Origin of the sequence: Meinhardsimonia xiamenensis, assembly GCF_900102905.1 — a bacterium.
Lineage (GTDB): Bacteria > Pseudomonadota > Alphaproteobacteria > Rhodobacterales > Rhodobacteraceae > Meinhardsimonia > Meinhardsimonia xiamenensis.
In genome coordinates, this window is record NZ_FNFV01000005.1 from 292,125 (window position 1) to 318,118 (window position 25,994).

At 68.7% G+C, this 25,994-nt stretch carries 24 protein-coding genes and 1 tRNA gene; 10 read left to right on the top strand and 15 right to left on the bottom strand.

The genetic code is table 11. The annotated features are described in order from the left end of the window. Positions 1–49 precede the first annotated feature (49 nt). A complete protein-coding gene (locus BLQ14_RS12310; protein WP_092500853.1) occupies positions 50–1,585 on the top strand; it encodes a pentapeptide repeat-containing protein in 1,536 nt (511 codons plus the stop codon). A 35-nt stretch (positions 1,586–1,620) separates the two neighbouring features. Here BLQ14_RS12310 and BLQ14_RS12315 read toward each other — a convergent pair whose 3' ends face one another. The 3 genes from BLQ14_RS12315 to bglB are packed head-to-tail and all read right to left on the bottom strand — an operon-like array spanning position 1,621 to position 6,049. Next, the gene (locus tag BLQ14_RS12315) at positions 1,621–4,140 is read right to left on the bottom strand and encodes a hypothetical protein (RefSeq protein ID WP_176759549.1); all 2,520 of its coding nucleotides are present in this window, start codon (positions 4,138–4,140) and stop codon (positions 1,621–1,623) included. Then, positions 4,137–4,979, bottom strand: a complete 843-nt coding sequence (gene kduI, locus BLQ14_RS12320; protein ID WP_092500854.1) for a 5-dehydro-4-deoxy-D-glucuronate isomerase — start codon at positions 4,977–4,979, stop codon at positions 4,137–4,139. Before kduI ends, BLQ14_RS12315 begins: the two co-directional genes overlap by 4 nt. After that, positions 4,976–6,049 carry a beta-galactosidase BglB gene (bglB, locus tag BLQ14_RS12325; RefSeq protein ID WP_092500855.1) on the bottom strand — a complete coding sequence of 358 codons (1,074 nt, stop codon included), beginning with the start codon at positions 6,047–6,049 and terminating at the stop codon, positions 4,976–4,978. Before bglB ends, kduI begins: the two co-directional genes overlap by 4 nt. A gap of 96 nt (positions 6,050–6,145) precedes the next feature. Between bglB and BLQ14_RS12330 the strand changes: the two genes are divergently transcribed. Further along, on the top strand, positions 6,146–7,237 hold the full coding sequence (locus tag BLQ14_RS12330; RefSeq protein WP_211295327.1) for a LacI family DNA-binding transcriptional regulator: 1,092 nt from the start codon (positions 6,146–6,148) through the stop codon (positions 7,235–7,237). Positions 7,238–7,261: 24 nt separating this feature from the next. On the opposite strand, the gene BLQ14_RS12335 is transcribed toward BLQ14_RS12330, so the two are convergent. The 4 genes from BLQ14_RS12335 to BLQ14_RS12350 form a co-directional block, all read right to left on the bottom strand. Further along, on the bottom strand, positions 7,262–8,752 hold the full coding sequence (locus tag BLQ14_RS12335) for a mannitol dehydrogenase family protein (protein ID WP_092500857.1): 1,491 nt from the start codon (positions 8,750–8,752) through the stop codon (positions 7,262–7,264). 210 nt (positions 8,753–8,962) lie between these two features. Continuing rightward, positions 8,963–10,393 carry a TRAP transporter large permease gene (locus BLQ14_RS12340; RefSeq protein ID WP_092500858.1) on the bottom strand — a complete coding sequence of 477 codons (1,431 nt, stop codon included), beginning with the start codon at positions 10,391–10,393 and terminating at the stop codon, positions 8,963–8,965. After that, positions 10,393–11,082: a TRAP transporter small permease gene (locus BLQ14_RS12345; protein WP_092500859.1), complete on the bottom strand. Its 690-nt coding sequence runs from the start codon at positions 11,080–11,082 to the stop codon at positions 10,393–10,395. Before BLQ14_RS12345 ends, BLQ14_RS12340 begins: the two co-directional genes overlap by 1 nt. Positions 11,083–11,191: 109 nt before the next feature. After that, the gene (locus tag BLQ14_RS12350; protein ID WP_092500860.1) at positions 11,192–12,193 is read right to left on the bottom strand and encodes a DctP family TRAP transporter solute-binding subunit; all 1,002 of its coding nucleotides are present in this window, start codon (positions 12,191–12,193) and stop codon (positions 11,192–11,194) included. Between the two features lie 256 nt (positions 12,194–12,449). Between BLQ14_RS12350 and BLQ14_RS12355 the strand changes: the two genes are divergently transcribed. Further along, on the top strand, positions 12,450–14,174 hold the full coding sequence (locus BLQ14_RS12355; protein WP_170068349.1) for a sensor histidine kinase: 1,725 nt from the start codon (positions 12,450–12,452) through the stop codon (positions 14,172–14,174). Beyond that, positions 14,171–15,403: a sigma-54-dependent transcriptional regulator gene (locus tag BLQ14_RS12360; protein WP_092500862.1), complete on the top strand. Its 1,233-nt coding sequence runs from the start codon at positions 14,171–14,173 to the stop codon at positions 15,401–15,403. Before BLQ14_RS12355 ends, BLQ14_RS12360 begins: the two co-directional genes overlap by 4 nt. 26 nt (positions 15,404–15,429) lie before the next feature. Here BLQ14_RS12360 and BLQ14_RS12365 read toward each other — a convergent pair whose 3' ends face one another. Continuing rightward, positions 15,430–16,128, bottom strand: coding sequence for an anti-sigma factor (locus BLQ14_RS12365; protein WP_092500863.1), 699 nt, complete (start codon positions 16,126–16,128; stop codon positions 15,430–15,432). Continuing rightward, on the bottom strand, positions 16,125–16,673 hold the full coding sequence (locus BLQ14_RS12370; RefSeq protein ID WP_092500864.1) for a sigma-70 family RNA polymerase sigma factor: 549 nt from the start codon (positions 16,671–16,673) through the stop codon (positions 16,125–16,127). Before BLQ14_RS12370 ends, BLQ14_RS12365 begins: the two co-directional genes overlap by 4 nt. A gap of 157 nt (positions 16,674–16,830) precedes the next feature. Between BLQ14_RS12370 and BLQ14_RS12375 the strand changes: the two genes are divergently transcribed. Both BLQ14_RS12375 and BLQ14_RS12380 read left to right on the top strand, forming a co-directional pair. Continuing rightward, positions 16,831–17,469 carry a hypothetical protein gene (locus BLQ14_RS12375; RefSeq protein WP_092500865.1) on the top strand — a complete coding sequence of 213 codons (639 nt, stop codon included), beginning with the start codon at positions 16,831–16,833 and terminating at the stop codon, positions 17,467–17,469. Positions 17,470–17,653: 184 nt separating this feature from the next. Beyond that, complete coding sequence (locus BLQ14_RS12380) at positions 17,654–18,028, top strand: cupredoxin domain-containing protein (protein ID WP_092500866.1); 375 nt, start codon at positions 17,654–17,656, stop codon at positions 18,026–18,028. A 47-nt stretch (positions 18,029–18,075) separates the two neighbouring features. On the opposite strand, the gene BLQ14_RS12385 is transcribed toward BLQ14_RS12380, so the two are convergent. The 4 genes from BLQ14_RS12385 to BLQ14_RS12400 are packed head-to-tail and all read right to left on the bottom strand — an operon-like array spanning position 18,076 to position 21,616. Then, positions 18,076–18,828 carry an ATP-binding cassette domain-containing protein gene (locus BLQ14_RS12385; protein ID WP_092500867.1) on the bottom strand — a complete coding sequence of 251 codons (753 nt, stop codon included), beginning with the start codon at positions 18,826–18,828 and terminating at the stop codon, positions 18,076–18,078. Further along, positions 18,825–19,769 (bottom strand): iron chelate uptake ABC transporter family permease subunit, encoded by a 945-nt coding sequence (locus BLQ14_RS12390; protein ID WP_092500868.1) that lies wholly within the window; start codon positions 19,767–19,769, stop codon positions 18,825–18,827. The genes BLQ14_RS12385 and BLQ14_RS12390 overlap by 4 nt, the downstream gene beginning before the upstream one ends. After that, positions 19,762–20,724, bottom strand: coding sequence for an iron chelate uptake ABC transporter family permease subunit (locus BLQ14_RS12395; RefSeq protein WP_092500869.1), 963 nt, complete (start codon positions 20,722–20,724; stop codon positions 19,762–19,764). The genes BLQ14_RS12390 and BLQ14_RS12395 overlap by 8 nt, the downstream gene beginning before the upstream one ends. After that, positions 20,711–21,616 (bottom strand): siderophore ABC transporter substrate-binding protein, encoded by a 906-nt coding sequence (locus tag BLQ14_RS12400; protein WP_092500900.1) that lies wholly within the window; start codon positions 21,614–21,616, stop codon positions 20,711–20,713. The genes BLQ14_RS12395 and BLQ14_RS12400 overlap by 14 nt, the downstream gene beginning before the upstream one ends. 104 nt (positions 21,617–21,720) lie before the next feature. On the opposite strand from BLQ14_RS12400, the gene BLQ14_RS12405 reads away from it, so the two are divergent. After that, the gene (locus BLQ14_RS12405) at positions 21,721–22,011 is read left to right on the top strand and encodes a DUF2218 domain-containing protein (RefSeq protein ID WP_092500870.1); all 291 of its coding nucleotides are present in this window, start codon (positions 21,721–21,723) and stop codon (positions 22,009–22,011) included. A 105-nt stretch (positions 22,012–22,116) separates the two neighbouring features. Here BLQ14_RS12405 and BLQ14_RS12410 read toward each other — a convergent pair. Further along, positions 22,117–22,206, bottom strand: a tRNA-Ser gene (locus BLQ14_RS12410). Positions 22,207–22,456: 250 nt separating this feature from the next. Here BLQ14_RS12410 and rpsB point away from each other — a divergent pair. Then, positions 22,457–23,272: a 30S ribosomal protein S2 gene (gene rpsB / locus BLQ14_RS12415; protein WP_092500871.1), complete on the top strand. Its 816-nt coding sequence runs from the start codon at positions 22,457–22,459 to the stop codon at positions 23,270–23,272. Positions 23,273–23,368: 96 nt separating this feature from the next. Next, positions 23,369–24,244 (top strand): translation elongation factor Ts, encoded by an 876-nt coding sequence (gene tsf / locus BLQ14_RS12420; RefSeq protein ID WP_092500872.1) that lies wholly within the window; start codon positions 23,369–23,371, stop codon positions 24,242–24,244. A 410-nt stretch (positions 24,245–24,654) separates the two neighbouring features. Here tsf and BLQ14_RS12425 read toward each other — a convergent pair whose 3' ends face one another. Then, positions 24,655–25,434 carry a helix-turn-helix transcriptional regulator gene (locus BLQ14_RS12425; RefSeq protein WP_092500873.1) on the bottom strand — a complete coding sequence of 260 codons (780 nt, stop codon included), beginning with the start codon at positions 25,432–25,434 and terminating at the stop codon, positions 24,655–24,657. Positions 25,435–25,710: 276 nt separating this feature from the next. Here BLQ14_RS12425 and BLQ14_RS12430 point away from each other — a divergent pair. Further along, the coding region (locus tag BLQ14_RS12430) for a helix-turn-helix domain-containing protein (RefSeq protein WP_143004493.1) at positions 25,711–25,994 on the top strand (284 nt) is incomplete at its 3' end.

A 25,994-nucleotide genomic window follows, 5' to 3' on the forward strand; every position in this document is an offset into this window, starting at 1 on the left:
GCGGGGGCCGCTAGGCTGAGCCCACCCCCTGCATCCCGAGGCGCCCGACATGAGCGGCAAATTGCGCGACCCCGACCTGCCCCCCGGCGCGGTGGTAAGGATCGACGCGGAAACGGGCGAGGGCATCCGCAACGACGGCAAGCGGCTGAAGCCGGCGGCCAAGAACCCCTGGTATGTTCTGGCGACTATCGCGGGGGAGCAGCCATCTGGCCGGGACCAGTCGTTCGGCCGGCTGCTCGGGCTGTTTACCGCCTACGAAAACGATCTCCACACTAGAAACCGGCGCTTCTGGAATGGTTGGGCCTGCTCGAGGATGTCCCAGGAAGAGCGAGCGGAATTGGCCGAACGGATGGGACTTCCGGTCGAGGAACTAGCCCCTTGGAGCAAGGAAGAGCGCGCGAAAGTCGAGGCGGAATTCGCTGACCGGCTTGGGCCGGGCATCCCGATTCCCGAGCCAGCCACGGAGCGGATTGACTTTCTGGATACGTGTTTTCGCCTCCCTTTCGCCTTTCAGAAATGCGTCATTCCCGGGCCGTCCCGGTTTGCCGGCGCCCACTTCAGTGCTGCGTCGATCTTCGACGCGGCCGTCTTCCTCCGATGCTCTGGATTCGAGTCCGCGACCTTCCACGGCGTTGCCAAGTTCGACTGCGCGGCATTCACAAACGGTGTTTCGTTTGATAAGGCGACGTTTTCCGGCGATGCGAGTTTCTCGGGAGCAGCTTTTTTCCTGAATTGCGGGTTCGATGCGGCGGTGTTCAGCGGGCGTGCTGTTTTCTGGGACGCGACCTTCGAGGGACAAGCGCAATTCCGAGGCACAAACTTCGGTGGAGATGCCGAATTCTGGAGCTCGGTCTTCAATGGTGGTGCCTGGTTTGTTGGCGCCGCACTTGACGCGACTGGCCGGTTCTCCGGCGCGATCTTTCGGGGGCCTGCGCTGTTCGATCAGGTGACCTTCCGCGGCGATGCCGAATTTTCGGATGGCGCCTTCGAAGGGCCCACAAAATTCACCGGGGCGCGGTTCTCGGGTGCCGTCCCCACCTTCTACAACCGCCGCTTCCACCAGGACACCGACATCACCACCGACAAGGCATTCTGGCCACCCGTCACGGAAGAGAACGCGCGCGACTCCAAGCGCGCCTATACCCGCCTGCGCCAGATCATGGCCGAGCTGCACAAGCCCGATGCCGAGGCGTTCTTCGGCCGGCAGGAGCTGCGCTGCGACGAGGTGCTGGACAAGGGCCTGTCGAAATGGGTCAGCCGCGCCTATGGGATGCTCAGCGACTACGGGTTCAGCTTCACCCGTCCCGCGCTGGCGCTTGCCGGGATGATCGGGTTTCTCTGGCCCCTCTATGGCTCATGGCTCAAGCATGGCGCGGGGCAGGAGGGAGCGATCCTATCGGGCCTCGGCCTCTCCTTCGCCAACACCTTCCCCTATCTCGGCTTCCAGCGGCTCTATTTCGATGTGGACGTGATCCGCGCCTTCCCCTGGTGGCTGAAGCTTCTGGGCGGCTTCCAGACCGTGGCGGGCGGCGTCCTGCTGTTTCTTCTGCTTCTGGGCCTCAGAAACCGCTTCCGCCTGCGCTGAGCCGGCGTGGCGGTCGGGCATTCGTCCGATGCCGTTCAGGCCGGCGCCTCCCTGATGTCGCCCGGATCGCGCAGCGGCCCGCGTGGAAGGATGATGCGCGTGCCGCGCACCGTCGTCTCCGCCGGGTCGATCACCCGCCCCTCGGCGCCGATCCGCCCGTCGGGGTGCATGACCACTTCTCCGTAGTCTGGGTCGTCGATGACGATCGTGCCGTCGGCCTCCCCGCGCGGGGCCAGCGCGGCGAAGCGGGTGGCGAAGGCCGCGGCCTCGCCATGCAGCGCGCCGCTGCCCAGCCGGACGAGCCACCAGCCCTCGCGCCCGGCGAGGCGCAGCTCCTGCCCGGCGGTCGGGCCGCGGCCGACAAGCGTGAGCCGCCCCGAGGCGCGCAGCATCAGATGCGCCGCGTCCGCCGTGGCCCAGGCGGTGCGCTCCTCGAGGCGGGTGGCGTCGAAATGCGGGATGGGGAACCACGCATGGGTGAAGTCGGGCTGCGGTTCGACCCCCTGGAAGCGCACCAGCGCCAGGTCGCGGTACTGCTGCACGCGCGGAATGCTGGCCGACCCGCCCCAGTAGGAGGGGCGGCCGAAGCCGCAATGCACCACCTCGCCGGGGTGGTTGATCCAGATCTGCGCGGCCGGATCGCGGCCGAGCCGGGCGTGGATCAGCGTCTCCTGATAGCCCCAGTCGCCCCATCGATAGGCCATGGCCGAGCCCATCGCGTGATCGGCGCTCTTGTGGTGATAGAGCCGCGCGAAGCGTCCCTCGCCTTGCGCAAAGCGCCACTCCTGCGCGGTCTCGCCCGTCCACACGGCGCGCGCGCGCAGGTCGGGCAGGGCAAGGCCGTGGTCGCGCAGGCACAGCGCAAGCTGCGGCGTGGCATGGAAGCGCGCGCCGAAGCTGCCGGTGCCCCACAGAAGCCGCCCGATCGCGGACAGCTCCAGAGTGGCCGTGCCGCGCAGCGTGTGCTCGTAGCTGCGGCCCTGGGCGGCGGTGAGCACGCCACGATGGGCGGAGTTGGCGACAAGCTCGATGAGGCGGGCGATGCCGCTGCGGGCACGCGCCCGCAGCCCCGCATCGGGGGAGAGCGCGAAGATCGCCGTCAGGCCCTTCAGGTCGATCGGGAAATAGGGCGCCGAGTTGAACTCGGCCATTTCCCATGCCTCGAAATGGTCGAACCACTTGCGCAGCCGTTCGGCGCCGATGCGTGCCTGTTCGCGCCCGGTGCGGCCCGAGCGGCGGAAGGTGGCGTCGGGCAGGAGCGTGCCGGCGAGATGGGCGGCGGTGTGGAACAGCAGCGCGTGGTTCTCGGAGAAGTACCACTGCACGTCGTTGCCGGGCTCGTCCATCCAGTAGCGGTAGCCGAGGATCGTCCGGTCGATGCGGGCGACGAGGTCGTCACCGAGCCGTTCCGGCCAGCGCATCCGTGACCACAGCAGCGGCACCAGCGCGAAATCGGCGCAGTCCCAGCAGGCGTCGATCTGCTCGAGCGCCGCTTCGATCATGGCGCGCGTGCGCGGGCCTCCGTCGCCCAGCGCAAGGCGCGCGAGCGCGGTGACGGTGTCGGCCTCGCCGCCCTCGGCCACCGCCTCGAGCGCCTCGGTAAGGCGTTCTTGCCGATCGGCGGGGGCGGGCCCCTGCCGGCGGGCGTGGGCGATCTCGGTTCCGAAGACGCGGCGGGCGGCGAAGCCGGGCACGCTCAAAGTCAGTTCCACATGGCGGAAGTCGGCGGGAAGCGCGTCGGCGTGACCGAGTTCCAGCCGGGTGGAGCCGGGGTGCAGGCGGCGCTGGATCGGGGGCAGGGCATCGTGCGACATGAAGTCGCCGGCGATCCGCGCATGCGCCTCCGCCTCGATGCCGAACGGCGCCGGCAGATGCAGCGCCACGGTCTCTCCGTCGTGGGTGGCGCGGGTGAAATGCAGCGTCTCGAGCGCGGTCTCGATGGCCGCCGCCTGCTCCGGCGTGCAATCGATGGCGATTGCCTGACGGGCAGCGGGGCCGGCGAGATAATCGAGCTGGACGAGAAAGCGCGTGTCGCGCTCGGCGAGATCGTCGAAGAAGATCTCGATGCGGTTCTCGCCCGCCGCAAGCGCGACATCCGTTTCGGTCGCGGTCTCGAGATTGCGCAGGTAGGGCGCCATCCAGACGACCTCTTTGCCGTTCACCCGCAGGATCGCCCCGCCGCAGGTGGTCAGGCGCAGCCGCGCCGGGCCGGGCTCTTCGGCGCAGATCAGCACCTCGGCGCGCGCGGCAATGCGGGTGGGGCGGAACCAGAAGCCCGAAAGATCGAGGCGCGGCGCGCCAAAGCCGAGCCAGACCCTGTCGGCCGGGCCGGTGTCGCGCTCCTCGGGGCGCCGGTCGCGGAAGCGGGCGGCGAACTCGGTTCGGCAGGGGTATTCGTGGGGGATGAAGTTCTTCTCCCTCGTCAGAAAGAAGAACGGGTCCATCTCGCCCTGCATCGGGCTGTCCTCGATATCGAAGGGCTCGCCCGCCACCGCCGAGTGCCGCCACAGCGTGACCGGCTCGCCCGCGGCGAGCGCGCGCACATGACGGGTCATTTCAGGCGATCCACCGGCACCGGATCCACGTCCTGGTAGACCTGGTTTTCTCCGGTCATGCCCCAGACGAAGGCATAGGGGCCGGTGCCCGCGCCCATGTGGATCGACCATGCCGGCGAGAGCACCGCATCGCCCGAGCCCACCACCAGATGGCGGGTGTTGTCCGGGCGTCCCATGAGGTGAATCACCCTGTCCTGCGGGGCCATGTCGAAATAGAGATAGGCCTCCATGCGCCGCTCATGCAGGTGCGGGGGCATGGTGTTCCACACGCTGCCCGGCTCAAGGTCGGTGATGCCCATGAGCAGCAAGCAGGAGGGGGCCACCTCGGGGTGGATGTACATGCGCAGCGTGCGCAGGTTGGCGCGCCCCGCCTCGCCGAAGCGCACCGCCTTGGCCTCGGCGCGGGTGATCAGACGGTGGGGATGGCTCACGCCCGCGGGCACCGAGTTGAGATAGAAGAGCGCGGGATTGCCGGGGTCGGCCGAGGCGAGCTCGACCTGCCGGGCGCCGCGGCCGACATAGAGGATGTCGCGCGGGGCGAGCTCATGGCGCTGCCCGTCCACCGTGACGCTGCCCCGCCCGGTGCCGAGATTGGCGATGCCGCCCTCGCGCGCGTCGAACAGATGCGCGGTGCCGACCGGGCCGCCGTCGCCGATGGCGATGGGTTGTTCCGTCGGCACGATGCCGCCCAGCACCATGCGGTCGAGGTGGGTGTAGGTCATGCGCGCCTCGCCGGGGGCGAAGATCCCTTCCACCAGGTATTCGGACCGCAGGTCGGCCGCGGTCATCCGGTCGATCATGGCGGGTGAACCGCCGTAGCGTGTTGTCCAAGTGATCATTCGCTCAGTCCTTCAGTGAGGCAAAGGATTGCCAGCGCCTGGCCATAGCCGGTGGGCTGGATGGGGATGTCGCGGTAGAATTGCAGGTCGTGGCCCATCCGGGTACCGTAGCTGACCCCGCCGACCACCCCGTCGGGGCCGATCTGCGACAGCACATAGGCAAGGCCGCGCCGCCCTGCCGCGGCCGCCGCCGGGCCTGCCCTGCCGGTGCGGGCCGCCTTCATCAGCCCATAGGCGATGCCGGCGGTGGCGGAGGTCTCTTTGTAGCTCCCGGGATCATCGAGAAGCGTGCGCCAGGCGCCATCCTCGCATTGCAGCGGCAGGAGCGCCTCGATCTGTGCGGTGAGCACCCCTTGCAAGAACCGGTTCACCGCCGGATCAAGGCTGCAGAGCTCGGGCAGATCGGCAAGGCCCGCGGTGATCCAGGCATTGCCGCGCGCCCAGCGGGCGCGGGCGAAATTGTCTCGCCGCGGGAAGCTCCAGCCGTGAAACCACAGCCCGCTGACCGGGTCGGCCAGAAAGCGGGCATGCACGAGAAACTGATGCTGGGCCTCGTCGACCAGCGCCCGCTGGCCGCTGGCCTCGCCATAGGCGGCGAGGAAGAGTGCCACCATGAACAGCGTGTCGTCCCAGAGCTCGCCGGTGTTGATCCGGTCCGACACGTCGTGCTGAAAGCCCCCCTCGGGCGTGCGTGGCGCCTCCTCGATGAGCCGCTCCGCCCAATCCTGCAGGAGCGGCTTCCAGCGCGCATCGCGGGTGCGCGCCCACAGCAGGGTGAGCGCCAGCATCGGCGCGGTGGTGTTGACATTCATCGGCGGCAGGCCGCGCGCGCGGTGCGCCTCGTACCACTCCTCAAGCAGCCGCTGCAGGCGCGGCTCGCCGGTCTTCTGCCACAGCCGTGCGATGCCATACAGGCCGACACCCTGCGGCCACTCCCATGAGTGAAAGCTGATGTAGTCGCCGCGGCTTCCGTCGAGGTTGGGCTCGTGGAAGCGCCCTTCGTCGCGCAGCGAGGTCAGGCCGGCAACCAGCCGGTCGAGTGTCGCGCGGAGTTGCTGCTCGTCGATCATGGTCATCCTCCCGCTGCAATCGTTGCAAAGCCTGAAAGACGCTTGCAAGATGTGAAAGATTTTTGCAGCCAAGGCGCTGACAGGAGTGGAGGCCCCGTGCAGAAGAGACGCGTGACGATGGAGGATCTGGCCCGCCAGTGCCGCGTGTCCGTGGCCACCGTCAGCCGGGTGCTCGCCGGGCAGCCAGGGGTGCGGCCGGAGCTGCGCCGGCGGGTGCGCGAGGTGGCCGCGGCGCTTGGCTATGCCCTGCCGGTGGCCATGGCCGGTCGCCTCGCAGTTCTGCTGGCCAGCCGTTCGGCCCTGATCGATGCGACGCGCAGCCAGTTCACCCTGCATGTTCTGAAGGGCATGCGCGAACGGGCCGCGGCGCTCGGCATGACGCTCGAGATACGGCCGATCGACGCGCACTTCGCGGCCAACTTCGGTGCCGGGGAGGCGGCGGCGGGCTATCTGCTGCTCTCGCCCGAGAGCGACGCGCAAATCGATGCGGCTGCAGCCGGGGAGCGGCCGGTGATCCTCGTGAATGCCGACGATCCGCTCATGCGCCTGTCATCGGTGGCGCCGTGCAACCGCAGCGCCGCGGCGCTGGCCACGGAGCGGCTGATCGCGCTCGGTCACCGGCGCATCCTGCTGCTGACCCGGCCGGGCCGGCGCACCATTGCGCAGCGGCGCGAGGGCTGGGCCGAACGCCTCGCGGCGCAGGGGCTCAAGGCCGACCTCGTCGAGGAGGTCGGCGACTGGGATCCCGAGCTTGCCGCCGCCGCGATCCGCGCGCGGCTTGATCGGAACGGCCTTGATTTCACAGCCATCCTTGCCACCGGAGACAGCCTCGCCATCGGCGCGATGCTGGCGCTTTCCGATCGGGGCGTCGCGGTCCCCGGCGAGGTCAGCGTCATGGGGTTCGATGGGCTGCCGCAGGGCGAGCTGCAGTCGCCGCCGCTCAGCACCATCGAGATCCCGATGCGCAGCATCGGCGCGGCCGCGATCGATCTGCTGCGCGACGTGGTGGTGAACCCGCAGGCGCCGCCGCGACGCGTCGAGATCGGCTGCCGGATCCTCGAGCGCGGCTCGACCGGCCCGGCGGCGCCGCGCGGCGCGGCGGGGATCAGTGACGCGGGGGCCAGTGACGCGGGGGCCAGTGAGGCGGGGGCCAGTGAGGCGGGGACCAGTGGCGGTATCCATCCCTGAGGGGCGACCGCGCGCGGGACGCTCTCACCCGGTCGCGGCTGCCTCGGCTTCCGCCCGCAGAGTCGCGGCAACGCCGCGTTCGAGCGCGCGCGCGAGGATGCCGACCACCTCGCCCTGCCAGAGCGGGTGCTCGGTGAGCCTGCGCGGAAAGGCCCGCGAAGCCTCGCAAAGCGCGAGGAAAAGCGCCTTCGGGTCGCCCTCGATCCCTCTGACGGCGGCGCTGATTTGCGCCTCGCGCGGGTCGCGCAGCCCATGGGGCGTACCGTCGTCACGCCGCCCGAGGCAGTAGCGCATCCACCCGGCCACGGCGAAGGCGAAGGGGCGCAGCGGCTGGCGCCGCTCGAGCGCCTCGAGCGCCGGGGCGACGATGCGCTGGGGGAGTTTCTCGCTGCCATCCATGGCGATCTGGTAGAGTTCGTGCCCGATGGCAGGGTTGGCGAAGCGGCGCGCCAGAGCCTCGGCGTACGCGTCCAGCCCGATGCCCGGGAGCGGTGTGAGCGTCGCGGCGGCGGCGGCCATGTGGCGCCGCACCAGCGGCGACAGTGCCCGGTCGCGCATCACGTCGCGCACGTAGCGGTGGCCGGCGAGAAACCCCCAGTAGGCCATCATCGAATGGGTGCCATTGAGCATCCTCAGCTTCATCGCCTCATAGGGCGCGACATCGTCGGTGAAGATCGCGCCGGCCGCTTCCCACGCGGGGCGGCCGGCGGAAAACTCGTCCTCGATGACCCATTGGGAGAACGGCTCGGCCTCCACCGCCGCGAGATCGGTCATCCCCAGAAGCTGCTCGGCCAGCGCGCGCGTCGCCTCGGTGGGAGCGGGGGTGATCCGGTCGACCATGGTCGAGGGGAAGGCCACCGCCTCGTCAATCCAGCGCGCCATGGCCGGATCGATGCGAGCGGCGAAGTCCACAAGGCCCATGCGCAGGAGCGCGCCGTTTTCGGGCAGGTTGTCGCAACACAGCACGGTAAAGGGGGCAAGTCCGCGTTCGCGGCGCAGGCGCAGTCCGGCGAACAGCAGCCCGAGCACACCCGCCGGCCGGTGCGGAGCGGCGAGATCGGCGGCGATGGCGGGGTTCCGCTCATCGACCGTGCCGCGGGCCCTGTCGATGCCATAGGCCTTCTCGGTCACGGTGAGGCTCACGATCCGGGTCTCGGGGGCGGCCAGCGCCTCAAGCGCGTCTTGCGGCGCGCGCGCCGCGGCGATGACGCGGCGCAGGCTGCCGATCACGCGCGCCGCAGCCTCCGCGCCCTCGCGCTCGATCAGCGTGAACAGCCCGTCCTGCGGATTGAGCTCATCGGCGATGCGGGTGCTGCGCAGGCTGATGCCGTCAATACGCCAGTCGCCGCCTTGCGCGGCCAGCGCCGTGTCGGTGTAGACGGCCTGATGGGCGCGGTGAAAGGCGCCCACGCCGACATGAACGATGCCCGCGCCGTGACGGGCGGGATCGAATGCCGGGCGCGCCACCGCCGCCGGCAGTTCGGAAAGGGTTCCGTGAGACAGGCGTCGCGTCATGGATCGGCCTCGCATCGTGGCGGCAACCTCCCGGGCGGCGACGCGCAGCGCATCGCACGCCCCCCGAGTGGTGCCCTGAATGCAAGGCCGCATCAAGCCCGTCGTCGGCGCCTGCCGGCAGGGCGGGTCAGCCGGAGCCCTTCCGCGCGGCAGCCACGCGCGGAAGGGCAGGCGCGTCAGCCGTGACGGGCGTGACCGATCCGGGGGCCGTCAGCGCGTCACGATCTCCGGCCCCATGAGCGCGTTCGGCAGTGCGGTCGAGATCCACGGCACATAGGTCACGAGGATCAGGAACAGGAACAGGATGGCAAGGAAGGGCAGGGCGGCCCGCACCACCGCCATCATCGGCATCCCCGCGACGCCTGAGGTGACGAAGAGGTTGAGCCCCACCGGCGGCGTGATCATGCCGATCTCCATGTTCACCACCATGATGATGCCGAGGTGGATGGGGTCGATCCCGAGCTCGATGGCGATCGGGAAGACCAGCGGCGCCACGATCACCAGAAGCCCCGATGGCTCCATGAACTGGCCCCCGATCAGAAGGATCACGTTGACCACGACGAGGAACATCACCGGCCCGAGCCCCGCGCCGAGCATCGCCTCGGCGATGTGCTGGGGTACCTGTTCGTCGGTCAGCACATGCTTGAGGATCAGCGCGTTGGCGATGATGAACATCAGCGTGATCGTCAGCCGCCCGGCCTCGACGAGCGTGTCACGCGTGTCGGGATGGAAGAAGGCCGTCACCAGCGCCCAGGGCCGCTCGAGCAGCGAATACCGCCGCATCGGCGCGGGCTCGGCAACGGCGGCGGAAAGGCTTTCCGCCGGCGCGCCCTTCAGCGGCCCCATGTCGCGATAGACGAAGAGCGCGATGATGAAGGCATAGACCGAAGCCACCGCCGCCGCCTCCGTGGGCGTGAAGATCGCCCTGGTCACGCCGGGGATCCCGTAGATGCCGACCATGATGATGGCGATGAGCAGGAGCCCCCAGAAGGCATCGGCGAAACTGTCCCAGACCTCGCGCCAGCCTTGCCATTCGCCGGCCGGCATGTTGCGGATGCGCGCCACGACGTAGATCGCCACCATCAGCATGGTGCCGGCGAGAATGCCGGGCAGCACGCCGGCAAGGAACATCCGCCCGACCGACACATCGGTCGCCGAGGCATAGACCACCATGACGATCGACGGCGGGATCAGGATGCCCAGCGTGCCCGCGTTGCAGATCACCCCGGCGGCGAAGTCGCGGCTGTAGCCGGCCTGCCGCATGGCGGCGATGACGATGGTGCCGATCGCCACCACGGTCGCCGGCGAGGATCCCGAGAGCGCCGCGAACATCATGCAGGCGAACACTCCGGCAATCGCCAGCCCGCCGCGCAGGTGCCCCACGCAGGCGATGGAAAAGCGGATGATTCGCGCCGCCACGCCACCGGTTGACATGAAGGAGGAGGCAAGGATGAAGAAGGGGATCGCCAGCAGCGTGTAGTGCCCCGCCATGGCCTGGTACATCGACTGCGCGATGGAGGCCAGCGAGGTGTCGGAAAACATCAGCAGGAAGATCATCGAGGACAGCCCGAGCGCCACCGCGATCGGCACCCCGATGAGCAGCAGCCCGATGATGAGGGCGAACAGGAAGACGACGTCCATCAGGCTTCTCCCTCGCGGCGCGCGGCGACCTCGGCCACCGCGTCTTCGGCTTCGTGACTGACGATCATGCCGTCGCGTTCGCCCCGCACGATCTCGATGGTCGCCTGCACGATGCGCAGGAGCATCAGCGCGGCGGCAAAGGGCAGCATCGCGTAGGGAATGACCCTGGGCAGCTTGTCGTAGCGCTCGCCGTAATTGATCGCGTCCTCGAGCCAGCGGAAGAAGGGCAGCATCGGCACCTGATCGGTGACGTAGAAGGCCCGGTCGCGCACGCCGGTCTCGAAGCCGGTCGGCAGCCAGCGCCCGGAGGTGGGCTGCAGCGCGGCGAAGGGCGCCCAGTAGTCCCACGCGCCCTTGAGAAGCATCACCGCGTAGAGGATGCAGCACCCCGCCGAGACCAGCGCGAGCACGCGCCGCCGGCCTTCCGGCAGCATCAGAACGACGGCGTCCACCCCCAGATGCGCGCCGATCTTGAACGCATAGGCGATGCCGAAAAGCACCAGCCAGGCGAACAGGATGAGCGTGACCTCAAGCCCCCAGATCAACTGGCTGTTGAACCCGTAGCGCAGGACCACGTTGGTGAAGGTCACGAGCACCATCAGGCCGAGAAGAAGCGCGATGATCGTTTCCTCGAGCCTGTGGATGAAGCGGCCGAGGCGGCCGCGCGGCTGATAGCGGCTGGATGACATGGCTCCCCTCCCTGCCGTCCGGAATATCCCCGATCGCTCCGGGCCGGCGTCGGCCCGGGGACGGTCGGAATGCCCGCGGGCAGGGCGCGCCCCGCCCGCGAAGCGAGGTTCACATCGACATGTTGATCTTCTGGGCGGCGTCGATGTTCTCCTGGCCGACGTCGTCCTTGAACTTCTCCCAGACGGGCTTCATCGCATCGACCCAGGCCTGCCGCTGTTCGGGCGTCAGCTGGCGCACGATGCCGCCGGCGGCGATGATCGACTGCTTGGCCGCCTCGTTGACCGCCGTGGACTCCTTGTTGCGCTCCTCCGTCACCTCGGCCAGGATCTGCAGGAACTGCGCGCGCACGTCCCCGGGCAGGCTGTCGAGCCAGTCAACGGAGGCGACGACGAGATAGTCGATGATGCCGTGGTTGGTCTCGGTGATGCCGTCCTGCACCTCGAAGAACTTCTGGCCCCAGATGTTCGACCAGGTGTTCTCCTGGCCGTCGACGACGCCTTGCTGCAGCGCGCCATAGACCTCGGAGAAGGCCATCGGCTGCGCGGTCGCCCCGAGCGCCTCCATCTGCGCGATCAGAACGTCGGAGGGCTGCACGCGGAACTTCAGGCCCTTGGCGTCGGAGGGCCACAGCAGCGGCCGGTTGGCCGACATCTGCTTCATCCCGTTGTGCCAGAAGGCCAGCCCCTGAAGGCCGCGGCGCTGCATCGAGTCGAGCATCTTCTGGCCGGTCTCGGACTTCTGGAATGCGTCCACCGCGTCGATGTTCTTGAACATGAACGGCAGGTCGAAGATGCGGAACACCTTGGTGAAGGTCTCGAACTTCGACAGCGACGGCGCGGCGAGCTGCACGTTGCCCTGCAGCATCGCTTCGAGCACCTGGTCATCGTTGTAGAGCGTGGAGTTGGGGTAGACCTCCATGCACATCTTGCCGTTCATCTCCTCGTTCACGCGCTGGGCGAGGAGGCTGGCGGCAATGCCCTTGGGGTGACGGTCGGTGTTGGTGACGTGGGCGAACTTCACCACGATCTCGCCGTCATCGCACTGGGCGGCGGCCACGGAGGGGACTGCCAGGACGGCCGCGATGCAGGCGGCCTTGATGAGATGGTTCATGTTTTCCTCCCGGAACTTGCTGGGTATCGGCCGATACGTCCGACCGCCGCCGTTCAACGAGCGTGCCAGCCTTTTCGCAACAGCGCCGGCGGGCGTCATGAAATGTCGTTTCATTCCAGACGCATGATGGGCGGCGGTGACTGGCTCGCGCGGCTTTGTGCGGATTTTCGCACAGCCTGCCTTGCGCCCGCAGCGCTCGGCGGAGACCATGCGCGCGCATGATTCGCGCCTGAGCGCGCGGGGTTGGAAAGGCACATTGACACGGATCTCGCGACGCTCGGGCCTGCTGGCGCTGCTCTCGGCCGCTGCGGCCGTCATCGGCCTTGGCGCCATCTTCGCCATCTCGCTGCGCGCCGAGCTTGCCGATCTCGAGGCCCGCGGGCAAGCCGTGCTCGCGCAGGCGGCAGGGAGGGTTCTGGGCCAGATATCGCCCTACCAGCAGCTGCCGCGGCTTCTGTCGCGCGATCCGCGGCTGACCGGCCTTTTCGACGGCTCGGCAGAGCCCGGCGAGGTTGTCGACTTCCTCACCATCACCGCGCTCACGGTCGGCGCGGATGCGATCTACGTGCTGGACGGCTCCGGCCGCGTCCTCGCCGCCTCCGAGACCGGGCGCGGCGCGCCGGCGATCGGCGAGGCCCTCGGTCGGCGGCCCTATGTGCCCCCGGCCCTGACCGGAGCGCTCGGCCGCGCGCTCGAGGTCGAGCCGGCGACCGGCCGGCGTCAGATCATCTTCGCCCACGGGGTGTTCGCGGGGAGCCCGCCGCCGACCGGCGTGGTCGTCGTGCGCGTGAACGCCGATGCGCTGGAATTCGCCTGGGAGGTGGAGCCGGCGGTGCTCACCTTCACCGATCAGCGGGGCCTCGTGTTTCTCTCCAACCGGACCGAGCTTGCGCTGCTGCTCGATGCAGCCGCCGCTCCCGGCACGCCGCCGCCGCCCGAGACGCGTGGCGCCTTCCCCGCGCGGCGTCCGCTGCACTGGCTGCATCCGCGATGGGTTGCGCTCCCCGACGGCGGGGTGCTGCCGCCGCGCGCCCTCGAGCTGTCGCGCCCGATGCCGCAGATCGATCTGGTGGCGCATGTCTTTCTCGACACGCGCGAGGCGGAGGCGACCGCCGGACTCGTCACCCTTGTCGCGGCCGGCGGCATGCTCACCCTCTCGGCCCTGTTGTGGGCGCTCGGCCAGCGCCGGCGGCGCCTCGCCGACCGGCTCGCCGCGGAGGCCGCCGCCAACGCCCGGCTCGAGGCCCGTGTCGCGGAACGCACGCGCCAGCTCGAGGCCGCGCAGGAACAGCTGGTGCAGGCAGGACGGCTGAGCGCGCTGGGGCAGATGTCGGCCGGGATCAGCCACGAACTCAACCAGCCGCTCGCCGCCATCCGCGCCTATGCGGAGAATGCCGTCAAGCTGCTCGACCGGGGCCGGATCGCGGAGACGCGAGGCAATCTCGGCGAGATTGCCGGGCAGGCCGAGCGGATCACCCGCATCATCCGCAACCTGCGCGCCTTTGCCCGCAACGAGCCGGAGCCGCCGGTGCCGGTGGACATCGGCGCGGCGGTGGCCGAGGCGCTGCGCCTTGCCGCGCCGCGCGCGCGGGAGGAGGGGGTCGAGCTCGTGCCAGACCTACCCGGAGGGCGGCTCATCGGGCTTGCCGGCGAGGTTCGGCTGCAGCAGGTCGTCCTCAACATCGTCAACAACGCCATCGATGCGGCGGCGGGCGGCGAGGCGCCCCGCGTCGAGGTCACGGTCGAGGACCTCGGCGAGCGGGTCGCCATCCGCGTGCGCGACAACGGTCCCGGCATCTCCGAGCCGGAGCGCGTCTTCGAGCCGTTCTACACCACCAAGGAAATCGGTGCCTCAAAGGGTCTCGGCCTTGGACTGTCGATCTCCTACGGCATCATCGGCAGCTTCGGGGGCACGCTTTCGTGTCGCAACCTCGCACGCGGCGCCGAATTCGAGATCATCCTGAGAAAGGCGATGCCATGAGCGGTACGGTTCTTCTTGTTGAAGACGACGAGGCATTGCGGGCAAGCCTCGCGCAGGCTCTCGACCTCGAGGGCCTCGACGTCATACAGACGGCCCAGTTCGCGCAGGTCCGCCGGGTTCTGCGGGCCAATTTCAACGGCGTGGTGCTCACCGATATCCGCATGCCCGGCCAGGACGGCTTCGAGGTGTTGCGTCTGGCGCGGTCGATCGACCCGGAAATTCCGGTGGTGATGCTGACCGGCGCGGGCGACGTGCCCATGGCCATTCGGGCGATGAAGGAAGGCGCGCACGACTTCCTCGAGAAGCCATGCTCCACCGACCACCTGGTGGAGGTGCTCAACCGAGCGCTCGAGCACCGCGCGCTCGTGCTACGCAACCGGGCGATGGAGCGACGGCTCCGGCGCTCCGATCTCGCCTCGGTCAATTTTCCGGGGCGCGGCGCGGCCAGCACGCGGCTGCGCGAGCAGCTGCGCGCGGCGGCGGAAAGCGGCGCGCATGTGGTGCTGGTCGGGCCGGCCGGCGCCGGCAAGCGGCTGGCCTCGCACACGCTGTTTCATCTGATGGGGGTGGAGGGGCGTTTCGAGGCCCAGTCGCTGCCACTCGCGGCCACGTTCCGCCCCCAGCCGGAGACCGCCGTGCTCACCCTCAAGGGGCTCGGTCGCGCCGACGCGGCGACATGGGCCGCCGTGCGCGCGGCACTCGAGGAGCGGCCGACGCTGCGGCTGATCGGCATCACGCGCGGGCCGGTCCCCGCGGAAATGGCGGCGCTGGCGCCGGTGGTGGTGGAGGTGCCCGACCTGGCCGCGCGCCACGAGGATCTGCCGGCGATTTTCGAGGAAGTGCTGCGACAGGCGGCGCGCAATGCCGACCGCGACATGCCGCCCGTCAGCCGCGAGGTGATCGACCGGATCATGGCGCGCCCCTGGCCGGGCAATCTGGCCGAGCTGCGCGCCTTCGCCAACGCCTATCTCAACGGCCAGGCCCCGGGCGACGGCAGGCCGATGACGCTCGCCGAGCGGATGGAAGCCTTCGAGCGCTCGGTGCTCGAAGCCACGCTGCGGCGGCATGGCGGAAAGGCATCTGCCGCGGCCGCCGAGCTGGGGCTGCCTCGCAAGACCTTCTATGACCGGCTGGCGCGCTACGCGCTGCGTCCGCGCGATTTTGCCGCCGGCGAGACTGCGCGCGCCAGCGCTCCCGATGCGCCGGCCGAAGAGGCCATGCGCAGGTGAGGGCAGGGGGGCGCGCCCCCGCGTCCCTATCCCGGTTGAGTCAACTGCCCGGCGGCGACCACGGGGCCAGTCGGCTGACCGGTGGGCGAGCCGCCCGGCGGTTCGGTGCTGATGGCAAGCGTCGCCCCGGCAAGGCGCGCGGCCAGATCCGCGGGCAGGCGCGCGCGGGCAGGCGCATCGGGGCCGATCAGGCCCAGCGACACCGGCCGCTCGGCGCCTTGCGGGATCAGCCACAGCTCGAATGCCCGGTCGGGCGGCGGCGCGCCGGTGACGAGCCGCGCGACGATCTCGCCGCCATCCTCGCGCAGTTCCGCCTCGGCGGCGACCACGAGCGCGCGGTCCTCGGCCGCGATCTCGGCGACAAGGCGCGTCTCGCCGGGCCCGGTGAAGAGGCCGAGGAAGGCCAGAGCGGCAATACTGGCCGCAAGGGCCAGGGCCGCGCCCAGGGTCCAACGGCGGCGGAAGGGCACCACGCGCAGTGCAGCCTTGCCCTCGCCGAACAGACGCGCGTCGATCGCGGCCTTCACGCGGGCGGGCGGCGCGACCGGTTCCACCTCGTCGGCCAGCGCGGCGAACCGCGCCTGCCATTCCTCGACCAGCGCCGCAAGCTCCGGTTCGCGGGAGAGCCGCGCCTCGAAGGCCGCGCGCTCATCGCCTTCGAGCAGACCGAGCGCGTATTCGCCGGCCAGCGCGATGTCGTCGCGGTGATGTTCGGCGGCGCTCATCGGTCCATGCACTCCTTCAGCGCGATCAGCCCCCGGCGGAGCCAGCTGCGCATGGTGTTGAGCGGAACGGCGAAGCGCGCAGCCAGTTCGGCATAGCTCGCGCCGTCAAGATAGGCCCCGCGGATCGCCTGCGCGCGGTCGGCGGGCAGCTCGCCCAGGCAGTCGGCCAGCCGCCTGAGCTCATCCCGGCCCTCGGCCACGCGCTCGGGTCCGGGATCGTCGGCCGCGACCGGCATGGCCGTCACGTCATCCGCGCCCGAGGTGGCGGCGCTGCGCTCGGCGCGCAGCCGGTCGATGGCCACGTTGCGGGTCAGCGTCACCAGCCAGGCCATCGGGCTTGCGCCCGTGCGCCGGTAGCTGGCGGCATTGTTCCAGATCCTGACCCAGGCGTCCTGCAAGGCATCCTCCGCGAGCGACTTGTCACGAAGGACACGGATGCAGAGCCCGAAGAGTTGCCCCGAGACGGCGGAATAAAGCGCATCGAAGGCCGCGCGGTCCCCCCGCGCGAGCCGCTCGATTGCCGCCTCGATCTCTTCATCGGTCATCGGCGGCCATCCTGACCGCAGGCGGTCTGCCGGGCAAGCGGCAAAAAAAATTCGGGCCGTCTGCAACTTTTCCGCTGCGGCTTCCGTGACGTCTGTCGAGCTTCGGATGCACAGCGCGCCGGGGCCAAACCGGGAAACCAATGAAGGGAGAGACCCCATGCTGAACACGATCACGTTTCGTCGCACCGTCCTTGGCGGCGTTGCCGCGCTGGCGCTCGCCGTCTCTGCGCCGGTGGCGCAGGCCGATCACATCAAGACCGGGGGCGATTTGCGGGTGGCCGTGAACCTGCTTCTGGCCGAGCACGTCCACCTCGCCGCCGCCGCCACCGGCTGGGCGATGATGAGCATGGACAGGAACTTCAAGGCCGCCGCCGGGGCGCTCGATGCCAACTCGGTCGATCTCGCCAACGCCATCGGGCTCGTCTATGGCGACGGCGCCAGGGACGCCTTCCTGCCGCTGTGGCGCAAGCATATCGGCTTCTTCGTCGATTACACCACGGCAACGATCAAGGGCAGCAAGTCCGGCCGCGAGAAGGCCGTGGCCGACCTGATGGACTATGCCCGCGACTTCGGCGCCTTCCTGAACTCCGCCAACCCCAACCTGCCGGCCGATGCGGTCGAGGCGCTGGTCAAGGAGCACGCCGTCACGCTCGCCGCGGTGGTCGATGCGCAGGCCAACCAGGACTGGCCCAAGGCCTATGAGCTGCAGCGCAAGGCGGCCGCCCACATGCAGATGATCTCCGACGCGCTCGCCGGGGCGATCGTCAAGCAGTTCCCCGACCGCTTTGGCGGGTAACGACCAAGGAATGCCGGGCGGCCCCAGCGGCCGCCCGGCGGCCCCCGCCGACCGGGTGTGACGAGTTCCCCCGGTGGCGCGTAACCGGCCGGCGGGGGGCACCCTCGCCCCACTGGCGGCGCGGGACCCTGCCGATCTGTCCCTGCAACGGTCCTGCGCCGCTCATTTCTGTCAGGAGACTCCCATGACCACGACCAGACGCACCTTCCTTGCCCTTTTCGCGGCAGTGCCGTTCGGCGGACTTGCCGGCCGCGCACGCGCCTGTGCCGGGGTGGTGCATGCCAGCGCGACCGTGCACGAGGTGGACATCAAGACCTTCCAGTTCCAGCCGTCGCCGCTGACCATCGCGCCCGGCGACACCGTGCGCTGGACCAACCGCGACGGGATCGAACATTCCGCTACCGCGGTCGAGACGGGCGCGGGCGGCCAGCCCCTCTTCGACACCGGGCTGTTCGGCAAGGGCGAAAGCCGCGCGGTGACCTTCACCGAAAAGGGAAGCCACGACTACTTCTGCACCCGCCATCCATCGATGAAGGGACGCATCGTTGTCGCCGGCTGACGCGGCGCCGCGCGCCTGTGATGCGGGCGGCCTCTTCGCTGCGCGGGTCAGGCGGCATCGATCACCACAGCGCGCCCCTCGATCCGCGCAACCCTCAGCGGCGTTTCGTAAAGCGAGCTGAGCCGCGCCGATGTCAGCGTCTCGTCCTTCGGCCCGGCCGCCTGCAGCTTCCCGCCCTTGAGTGCGACGCACCAGTCGGCATGGCGCGCCGCGATCGACAGATCGTGCAGGACGATGAGCACGCCGCGTTCGCCGGAAATATCGCGCAGCCGTTCCATGATGTCGCGCGTGTATCTGGGATCGAGCGCGGCCAGCGGCTCATCGAGCAGCATCCACGGCGTCTCCTGGGCATAGGCCATGGCGAGGAAGGCGCGCTGTCTCTGCCCGCCCGACAGCGTTTCGACCTCGCGCCCGGCAAGCGGCCCGAGGTCGAAGCGCGCGATCGCCTCCTCGGTCGCGCGCCGGTCCGCAGCCCTCGGCCGGCCGCGATGGTGTGGCCAGCGACCGAAGGCGACGAGTTCGCGCACCGTCAGCCGCGGCACCGCCGCGTTGCTCTGTGGCAGAAGCGCGATGAGACGCGCGCGCTCGCGCTCGCGGGCTTGGGCGACGTCGAGCCCCGAGACCCGCACGCGCCCGGCCTCGGGCCGGATCAGCCCGGCCATGGCATGCAGCAGGGTGGACTTGCCCGCCCCGTTCGGCCCGATGATCGCGGTCAGCCGGCCCTCGGGGATCCGGCAGCTGATCCCGTCAAGCGCCACGGTGGCGCCGCGGCGCACCGTGAGGTTGTCGAGCTCGATCATCTTGCATCCCTCCATGGCACCAGCAGCAGAAACAGAAGCCCGCCGGCGAATTCCACCACGATGGCGAGAGCGGACTGCAGCCCCAGAACCCGTTCGAAAAGGGCTTGCCCGCCAACCAGCAGCGCCGCCCCGATCATCGCCGCGGCCGGCACGAGCAGGCGGTGCCGGTGGTCCGGCACGGCGGCATGAGCCAGGCTTGCGGCCAGAAGCCCGAGGAAGGTTACGGGCCCGACGAGCGCTGTAGACACCGAGACGAGCACCGCGACGAGGGCAAGCGCCGTGAACACGACGCGGTCATGCGCCAGCCCCAGCGTCCGCGCCCGGTCCCGCCCGAGGGCGGCCACGTCCAGAACCGGCCCCATGTGCCAGAGTGCCGCCAGGGCGAGCGCGAGCGTGACCGCCGCGATGCCGAGAGGACCGCCGTTGACCACATTGAAGCTGGCGACCACCGCCTGCTGGACCACCGCGAACTCTGAGGGCTCGAGCAGCCGTTGCGCAAGCCCCGCCATCCCGCGCAGGAGCACGCCGAGAATGACGCCGGTCAGCAGCATGCGGATCATGTCACCGGCGCCGCGCCTGAGCAGCAGCCCGAACAGCGTCGTCGCCGCGATGGTCAGGCACAGCGCTTCGCCGAGGAACTTGGGCAATGGCGACAGCGTCGCATGACCGGCCGCGCCAAGGGTGAACACCAGCGCGGTCTGAATGAAGACGAAGAGAGAATCGAACCCGACGATGCCGGGCGTGAGCAGGCGGTTGGCCGCGATGGTCTGAAAGACGATGGTCGCAGCCCCGGTGGCGGCGCCGACGGTCACCAGGGCCGCGAGCTTCTCCGCTCGCAGCGTCAGCAGGAAGGCGTAGGGCGCGCGCAGGTTCCACAGAAGGAAGAGCGAGGCGACAAGCGCCAACAGGGTGCAGAGCGCCAGCAGGCGCCGCTCAGCCATGGTCGCGGCTCCCCGGCGCGTTGATCAGCCACAGGAACAGTGCCGCCCCCGCAACGGCGAACACGCTGGCCGCCGGTATCTCGTATGGCCAGCGCAGCAGGCGGCCCGTCAGGTCGGCGGCCAGCACGAGACCGCCGCCCAGCATGGCGATGCGCGGCAGGTTGCGGCGCAGATTGTCGCCCCACCAGCGCGAGGCGAGATTGGGCACCACGAGCCCCACGAAGGGCATGGCGCCGACCGTGGCCACCACGACCGCGACATTCATCGCCACGATGGCCAGCCCGGCAAGAACCGTCTTGCGGTAGTCGAGGCCAAGGGCGCGGGCATGGTCCTCGCCAAGGCCGAGGATGGTGATCCGGTCGGCGATGAGGTAGAGCAGGCCGGCCAGGCCCGCCACCAGCCACAGCAACTCGTACCGGCCGCTGAGCACGCCGCTGAACTCGCCGGTCTGCCAGATGCCCACGAGCTGCACGAGGTCGGTCGTCCAGGCAATCCACATGGCGATCGAGCCGAGTATGCCGGCATAGATCAGCCCTACCAGCGGCAGAAGCATCGGGTCACGGCGTGGCACGCGCCGGGCAAGCAGGAAGAAGCCGCCGGTTCCGGCGAGGGCCAATGCCGCGGCGGCGCTCATCTTCGTCAGCAGTGCCGCGCCGGGGGCGATCAGGGTCACCGCCATGAGGCCGATCATCGCCGCCTCCGGCGTGCCGCTCAGGCCCGGCTCGACAAGCCGGTTGCGCACCGTCTGCTGGATGACCACGCCGGCGAGCGCGAGGCCGGCGCCGGCGAGCAGGGCGGCGCAGGTCCGCGGGATGCGGCTGACGGCAAGCACCATCCGCGCGTCGAGATCTCCGCGCCACGGATCGCCCGCCCCGACGAGGACGCTCGCCCCGGCAAGCAGGGCGAGCGTGCAAACTCCGGCCACATGGCCGCGGCCAGTTTCAATCCGCCGCATGGCCCGCGAAGGCGGAACGGATCTGTTCGAGCAGGATCATCATCGACTGAATGCCGCCACCCGCCAGGTAGATCGCCGCGCTGTCGAGATGCACGATCTGGCCATTCCTGCCCGCCGTCGTCCCGGCCACCAGCGGATTGTCGAGGGTTGCGGCGGCGGCCTCTCCTTCCTGGCCGATCGCCGCGGCCCGGTCGATCACGATCAGCCAGTCGGGGTTCACCTCGGCGATGAACTCAAAGGATACCGACTCGCCGTGCGTCTCGGCGGCGATCTCGGGGTGGGCCTCGGGCAGGCCAAGCGCGGTATGCAGCCAGCCGAAGCGGCTGTCGTCCCCATAGGCGGAGATCTTGCCGCCGTTTGTCAGGATGATCAGCGCATTCCCCTTGCCCTCGACGGCCGCACGGGTCTCGGCGAGCGCTTCGTCAAGGGAGGCAAGCAGCTGGCCGGCGCGCTCCTGCTTGCCGAAAATGGTGGCATAGGCGGTGAGCCGGGCGCGAGCCTGGCCGACGATGTCGTCTCCCCAGATCGTCATGTCGATTGTCGGTGCGATCTCGCGCAACGCCGCGACGCGCGCCTGGGAGCGGCCGCCGGCGACGATGAGATCGGGCGCCATCACCGCGAGCGCCTCCAGATCCGGCTCGAAGAGCGTTCCCACGGTCGGCGTGCCCTCGAAGGCCGGCGCCAGGTAGGCCGGCGGCGTGATGGCCGGCACGCCCGCAAGATCGACGCCCAGCGCATCGAGCGTGTCGATCGCCGCAAGGTCGAGAGCCACGACCACGTCCGGTGCGTAAGGCACCTCGGCCAGGCCGGCGGCCGTTTCGATGGTGACGGTCCGGGCGTCGGCCGCGAGTGGCGGCAGGCACAGCAGAAGGGCGGCAAGAGCGTGTTTCATGGTGGGCTCCTCGGAAGCGTGGGACGCGGGCATCAGGCTTGTCTGGACAAGCATGAGTGTTTCAGTCAGGTATCGGCCGAATCCCTACAAAAGGAGTCGGAAATATGCAACCCCGAGCCCGCGCCACCGGCCGCTTCGAGACCCCTCATGCCTCGCGGTATCTGCAGCAGCTGTGCAAGCATTTCGCGCACAAGCTGGAGGTGCGCTACGACGACACTTCCGGCGAGGTGGCCCTGCCCACCGGACCCTGCCGCCTGACGGCCGGTGACGGGTGCCTGATTGCCGAGGTTGCCGCCGAAGACGAAACGGGGCTCGAGCGTGCCAGGGCGATCATCGACAGCCACCTCGCCCGCTTCGCATTTCGCGAAAGCTTCCGGAACATGAGCTGGTCCTGAGTGTGCACGAAACTCTTCCGGCGCCAGCTTTCCCCGCAACCCGCAGCCGCCCGCCGCCGATGCTCCACGCTGGCACGCAATGTTTGTCAGGTGTCAGGGAAATCATGGCGGAGACGAAGGGATTCGAACCCTCGAGACGGTTTCCCGTCTACTCCCTTAGCAGGGGAGCGCCTTCGACCACTCGGCCACGTCTCCACGGCGGTGTCTAGGGCCTTTGGCGCGCGTTGACAAGCGCAAGCCGCAACGGAGAGCGGGGCAGGGGGCAGCCAGCCGCAAAAGCCGCCCGCGAGGGCTTGCCAAGCGGGAGGGGATCGTCTAACGGGGGCGCACTTCACAGGCGGGGTCCGGGCGTCGCGGGGAGACATCCCGCGCGCGTCCACCGGTTGAGCGCAAGCTTCACATGGCCCCCGCCGAGGAATGAAACCGGAAAGAAGGACTCGCAAGCATGGCATTGCCCGAATTCACCATGCGCCAGCTTCTCGAAGCGGGCGTTCACTTCGGCCACCAGACCTCGCGCTGGAACCCGCGGATGGCACCCTACATCTACGGCGAGCGCAACGGCATCCACATCATCGACCTGACCCAGACGGTGCCGATGCTCCATCGCGCCCTCGAGGCGGTGCGCGATTGCGTGGCCAAGGGCGGGCGCATTCTTTTCGTCGGCACCAAGCGTCAGGCCCAGCGGCCGATCGCCGAGGCCGCCGAACGTTGCGCGCAGTACTACATCAACCACCGCTGGCTCGGCGGCACGTTGACCAACTGGAAGACCGTCAGCCAGTCGATCAACCGCCTCAAGGAGATCGACGAGCGCCTCGCCCAGGGCGCCGAGGGGCTGACCAAGCGCGAGCGCCTTGCGCTCGAGCGCCAGCGCAACAAGCTCGAGGCGTCGCTGGGCGGCATCCGCGAGATGGGCGGCCTGCCTGACATGCTCTTCGTGATCGACGTGAACAAGGAAGCACTCGCCGTGGCCGAGGCCAACAAGCTGGGCATTCCCGTGGTTGCGGTGGTGGATACCAACGCTTCGCCCGAAGGGATCGACTACGTGATTCCCGGCAACGATGACGCCGCCCGGGCGATCGCGCTTTATTGCGACCTTGTCTCCCGCGCCGCGCTTGACGGCATGTCGGCGCAGCTCGGGGCGGCTGGCGTCGACATCGGAGCGCTTGAGGAAGCGCCGGCCGAGGAAGCCCTTGCGGGGCTGTCCACCGACGGCGGCGAGGAGGCGGGCGCCGAAGAAACGGGCGCTGCCGCCCAGGCCTGAAGCCTGCTGCGCATTGCACGACCGGAAGGCAGGGTCCGGCGGGGCAGGGGAGCTGCCGCCGGACCCGATGAATTTTGATCTGAGGAGAGCCGAGCGATGGCAATCACCGCTGCACAAGTGAAGGAACTGCGCGACAAGACCGGCGCGGGCATGATGGATGCCAAGAAGGCGCTGACAGAAACCGGCGGCGACATGGAAGCCGCGATCGACTGGCTGCGCACCAAGGGGCTGGCCAAGGCCGCCAAGAAGTCCGGCCGCACCGCCGCCGAGGGGCTTGTCGCCGTGGCCCATGGCGATGGGCGCGCGGTGGCGGTCGAGGTCAACTCCGAGACCGACTTCGTGGCCAAGAACGAGGAATTCCAGAAGATGGTCGGCGCCATCGCCGAAGCCGCGCTCGGGGCCGCGGACCTCGAAGAGCTGAAGAAGAAGGATCTCGGCGGCAAGACGGTCGAGGAGACCATCACCGAGGCGGTCGCGAAGATCGGCGAGAACATGACGCTGCGGCGGATGGCCGTGCTCGAAGGCGACACGGTGGTCAGCTACGTGCACAACGCGGTGGCGCCCAACATGGGCAAGATCGCGGTGCTGGTGGCCCTGAAAGGCGAGGACAACGGCATCGGCCGCCAGATCGCCATGCACATCGCCGCCGCAAACCCGGCCTCGCTTTCGGCCGAGGATCTCGATCCGGCTCTGCTCGAGCGCGAGCGTGCGGTGCTTACCGAACAGGCGCGTGAGTCGGGCAAGCCGGAACCGGTCATCGAGAAGATGGTCGAGGGGCGGATGAAGAAATTTCTCTCCGAAGTCACGCTTCTGGGTCAGCAGTTCGTGGTCAATCCCGACCAGACCGTTGCCGAAGCCGCGAAGGACGCCGGGGTGGAGATCACCGGCTTCCGCCGCCTCGAGGTCGGTGAAGGCATCGAGAAGCGCGAGGAGGACTTTGCCGCCGAGGTGGCGAAGGCCGTCCAAGGCTGACCGGGATAGCCGAAAAGGGGCCGTACGGGCGAGGAGCCCGTGCGGCTCCTTTTTCTTGCGGCCGTGAGGGAGAGCGTTTTTTGAAGACACTCTTCACAACATGTGGGCGCCGCTGTCCGAAGACGCTCAGGGCGGCATGGGAAAGAAAAAGATGCGAGCCATAAACTGACCCGCATCCCTTTCCGTCTCGCACCCCGGGGACTGGGGATAAGGACGGGTGCAAGACCAACACCAACACCCCCCGGAAAATGCCGAGGAGCGCCGGTACCGGTTTCCCGGACGGTGGTTCGGCGCTTCCCTTAATTGTCGGGTTACACCCACCCACATGTTCCATGGCCCGAAATTGGCCACCACTCACGGAACGGATGCATCATGCCCGCAAAAAGCGAGCATGACCAGTCATGGATTCCTTACCTTAGGGAAATATTCAGCCCGGCAGGGCGCCTTTGGCCTTCGATCACGAAAATCTGGTTTTCGAACGACGCCTTGAGCAAGGCTTGCGCGGTGGTCTGAACACCGAGTTTCTCCCGCGCCAGCCGAAGATGCTTCTCAACCGTCGCCACGCCGATCCCCATGATCTGCGCGATGTCCTGCAACGTCTTTCCTTCGCCGACCCACTCCAGCACTTCCCTCTGACGATGGGAAAGTTTGCGGCGATTGCAGGGGTAGGGCATGTGATAGAGCTTAAGGTACAGGACGTTGTTCAACACCCACAGCCTGCGCCCGTGCCGTCGCCAGATCATGTCGACCTCGGCTTGGGAGACATGGGGCGGGGCGGCGAGCGCCATCACTCCCTTGCAGCGCGACGAAAGGTCAGGAAAGCTCAAGGTGTAGCCGGCCCGCACGCCATGGGCTCGATTGAACGCGAGAACCTCGCGCTCTTCGGGCGTCAGCAGATGGGCGTTCCTTTCCACCCAGGACCAGGAACACGCGCCCACGTTGGACATTGCCCAGCGGGCCATGGGCGCGCGCAGATAGAGACCATCGCCGATGTAGCGGCGGGCATAGGAATCTTCATGGCTGCTGAGAATCAGGAAATCTTCCGGCGCACCCAAACCTTCGGCAGTTCGCGCCTTCGTCATCCCGAAAAACAGACGGTCGAAACCGTATTGCTCCATCAGCTGGCAATGACGCCGCCAGATGCCTTCTATCTCTGTTGCGTGAATGATCCGTTCAAGTTGCTCCAGCATCAATCTTCAATCAATCAAAATCATCACTTTGGCGGGACGGGCCTCGGCCCGACCAATTTGAAACGCTTAGAACCATTCGCGTGAAAGGTCCAGACGACGCCAAAGATTCAGTCGCTGGGCGAACGGGGTCCGGGTGAACGGGGTCTGGACGGAGTGCAACGCGGCTATCCAATTTGTTACATAATTCAGATTAGACGGATTGGAGGTGAGCACCGGCAGATTCACAAACGAAGTGCAACTTCTGTACCAAGACAGCAGGTTACAGAAGGAAGCCCGATGCCCCGTCCCTACACGCACCTGAGCCTTGAAGAGCGCCGCCATTTGGCCAAGTGGCGTGATGCCGGAATGCCGGTGTCGGAGATCGCGGAACGACTTGGCCGCGATCCTTCGACTCTTCACCGCGAGATCAGGCGCAACACCTACCGCGATGAGGAGCTGCCCGAGTTGAACGGTTATCATGCCGTGAACGCTCAGGCGATGTACGAAGGCCGCCGTGCGATCCATCGCAAGCTGGTGCGTCACGCCGAGGTCAGAGACGCGGTGCTGGACCGTCTCAAAGC

What these genes read in the sequence shown, in the direction of transcription:
- BLQ14_RS12340 (WP_092500858.1), bottom strand. Translation starts at nt 10,393, where the DNA reads ATGGACGTCGTCTTCCTGTTCGCCCTCATCATCGGGCTGCTGCTCATC.
- BLQ14_RS12390 (WP_092500868.1), bottom strand. Translation starts at nt 19,769, where the DNA reads ATGGCTGAGCGGCGCCTGCTGGCGCTCTGCACCCTGTTGGCGCTTGTC.
- tsf (WP_092500872.1), top strand. Translation starts at nt 23,369, where the DNA reads ATGGCAATCACCGCTGCACAAGTGAAGGAACTGCGCGACAAGACCGGC.
- BLQ14_RS12315 (WP_176759549.1), bottom strand. Translation starts at nt 4,140, where the DNA reads ATGACCCGTCATGTGCGCGCGCTCGCCGCGGGCGAGCCGGTCACGCTG.
- BLQ14_RS12400 (WP_092500900.1), bottom strand. Translation starts at nt 21,616, where the DNA reads ATGAAACACGCTCTTGCCGCCCTTCTGCTGTGCCTGCCGCCACTCGCG.
- BLQ14_RS12370 (WP_092500864.1), bottom strand. Translation starts at nt 16,673, where the DNA reads ATGACCGATGAAGAGATCGAGGCGGCAATCGAGCGGCTCGCGCGGGGG.
- bglB (WP_092500855.1), bottom strand. Translation starts at nt 6,049, where the DNA reads ATGATCGACGAGCAGCAACTCCGCGCGACACTCGACCGGCTGGTTGCC.
- BLQ14_RS12335 (WP_092500857.1), bottom strand. Translation starts at nt 8,752, where the DNA reads ATGACGCGACGCCTGTCTCACGGAACCCTTTCCGAACTGCCGGCGGCG.
- kduI (WP_092500854.1), bottom strand. Translation starts at nt 4,979, where the DNA reads ATGATCACTTGGACAACACGCTACGGCGGTTCACCCGCCATGATCGAC.
- rpsB (WP_092500871.1), top strand. Translation starts at nt 22,457, where the DNA reads ATGGCATTGCCCGAATTCACCATGCGCCAGCTTCTCGAAGCGGGCGTT.
- BLQ14_RS12385 (WP_092500867.1), bottom strand. Translation starts at nt 18,828, where the DNA reads ATGATCGAGCTCGACAACCTCACGGTGCGCCGCGGCGCCACCGTGGCG.
- BLQ14_RS12365 (WP_092500863.1), bottom strand. Translation starts at nt 16,128, where the DNA reads ATGAGCGCCGCCGAACATCACCGCGACGACATCGCGCTGGCCGGCGAA.
- BLQ14_RS12360 (WP_092500862.1), top strand. Translation starts at nt 14,171, where the DNA reads ATGAGCGGTACGGTTCTTCTTGTTGAAGACGACGAGGCATTGCGGGCA.
- BLQ14_RS12345 (WP_092500859.1), bottom strand. Translation starts at nt 11,082, where the DNA reads ATGTCATCCAGCCGCTATCAGCCGCGCGGCCGCCTCGGCCGCTTCATC.
- BLQ14_RS12425 (WP_092500873.1), bottom strand. Translation starts at nt 25,434, where the DNA reads ATGCTGGAGCAACTTGAACGGATCATTCACGCAACAGAGATAGAAGGC.
- BLQ14_RS12375 (WP_092500865.1), top strand. Translation starts at nt 16,831, where the DNA reads ATGCTGAACACGATCACGTTTCGTCGCACCGTCCTTGGCGGCGTTGCC.
- BLQ14_RS12350 (WP_092500860.1), bottom strand. Translation starts at nt 12,193, where the DNA reads ATGAACCATCTCATCAAGGCCGCCTGCATCGCGGCCGTCCTGGCAGTC.
- BLQ14_RS12405 (WP_092500870.1), top strand. Translation starts at nt 21,721, where the DNA reads ATGCAACCCCGAGCCCGCGCCACCGGCCGCTTCGAGACCCCTCATGCC.
- BLQ14_RS12395 (WP_092500869.1), bottom strand. Translation starts at nt 20,724, where the DNA reads ATGCGGCGGATTGAAACTGGCCGCGGCCATGTGGCCGGAGTTTGCACG.
- BLQ14_RS12380 (WP_092500866.1), top strand. Translation starts at nt 17,654, where the DNA reads ATGACCACGACCAGACGCACCTTCCTTGCCCTTTTCGCGGCAGTGCCG.
- BLQ14_RS12310 (WP_092500853.1), top strand. Translation starts at nt 50, where the DNA reads ATGAGCGGCAAATTGCGCGACCCCGACCTGCCCCCCGGCGCGGTGGTA.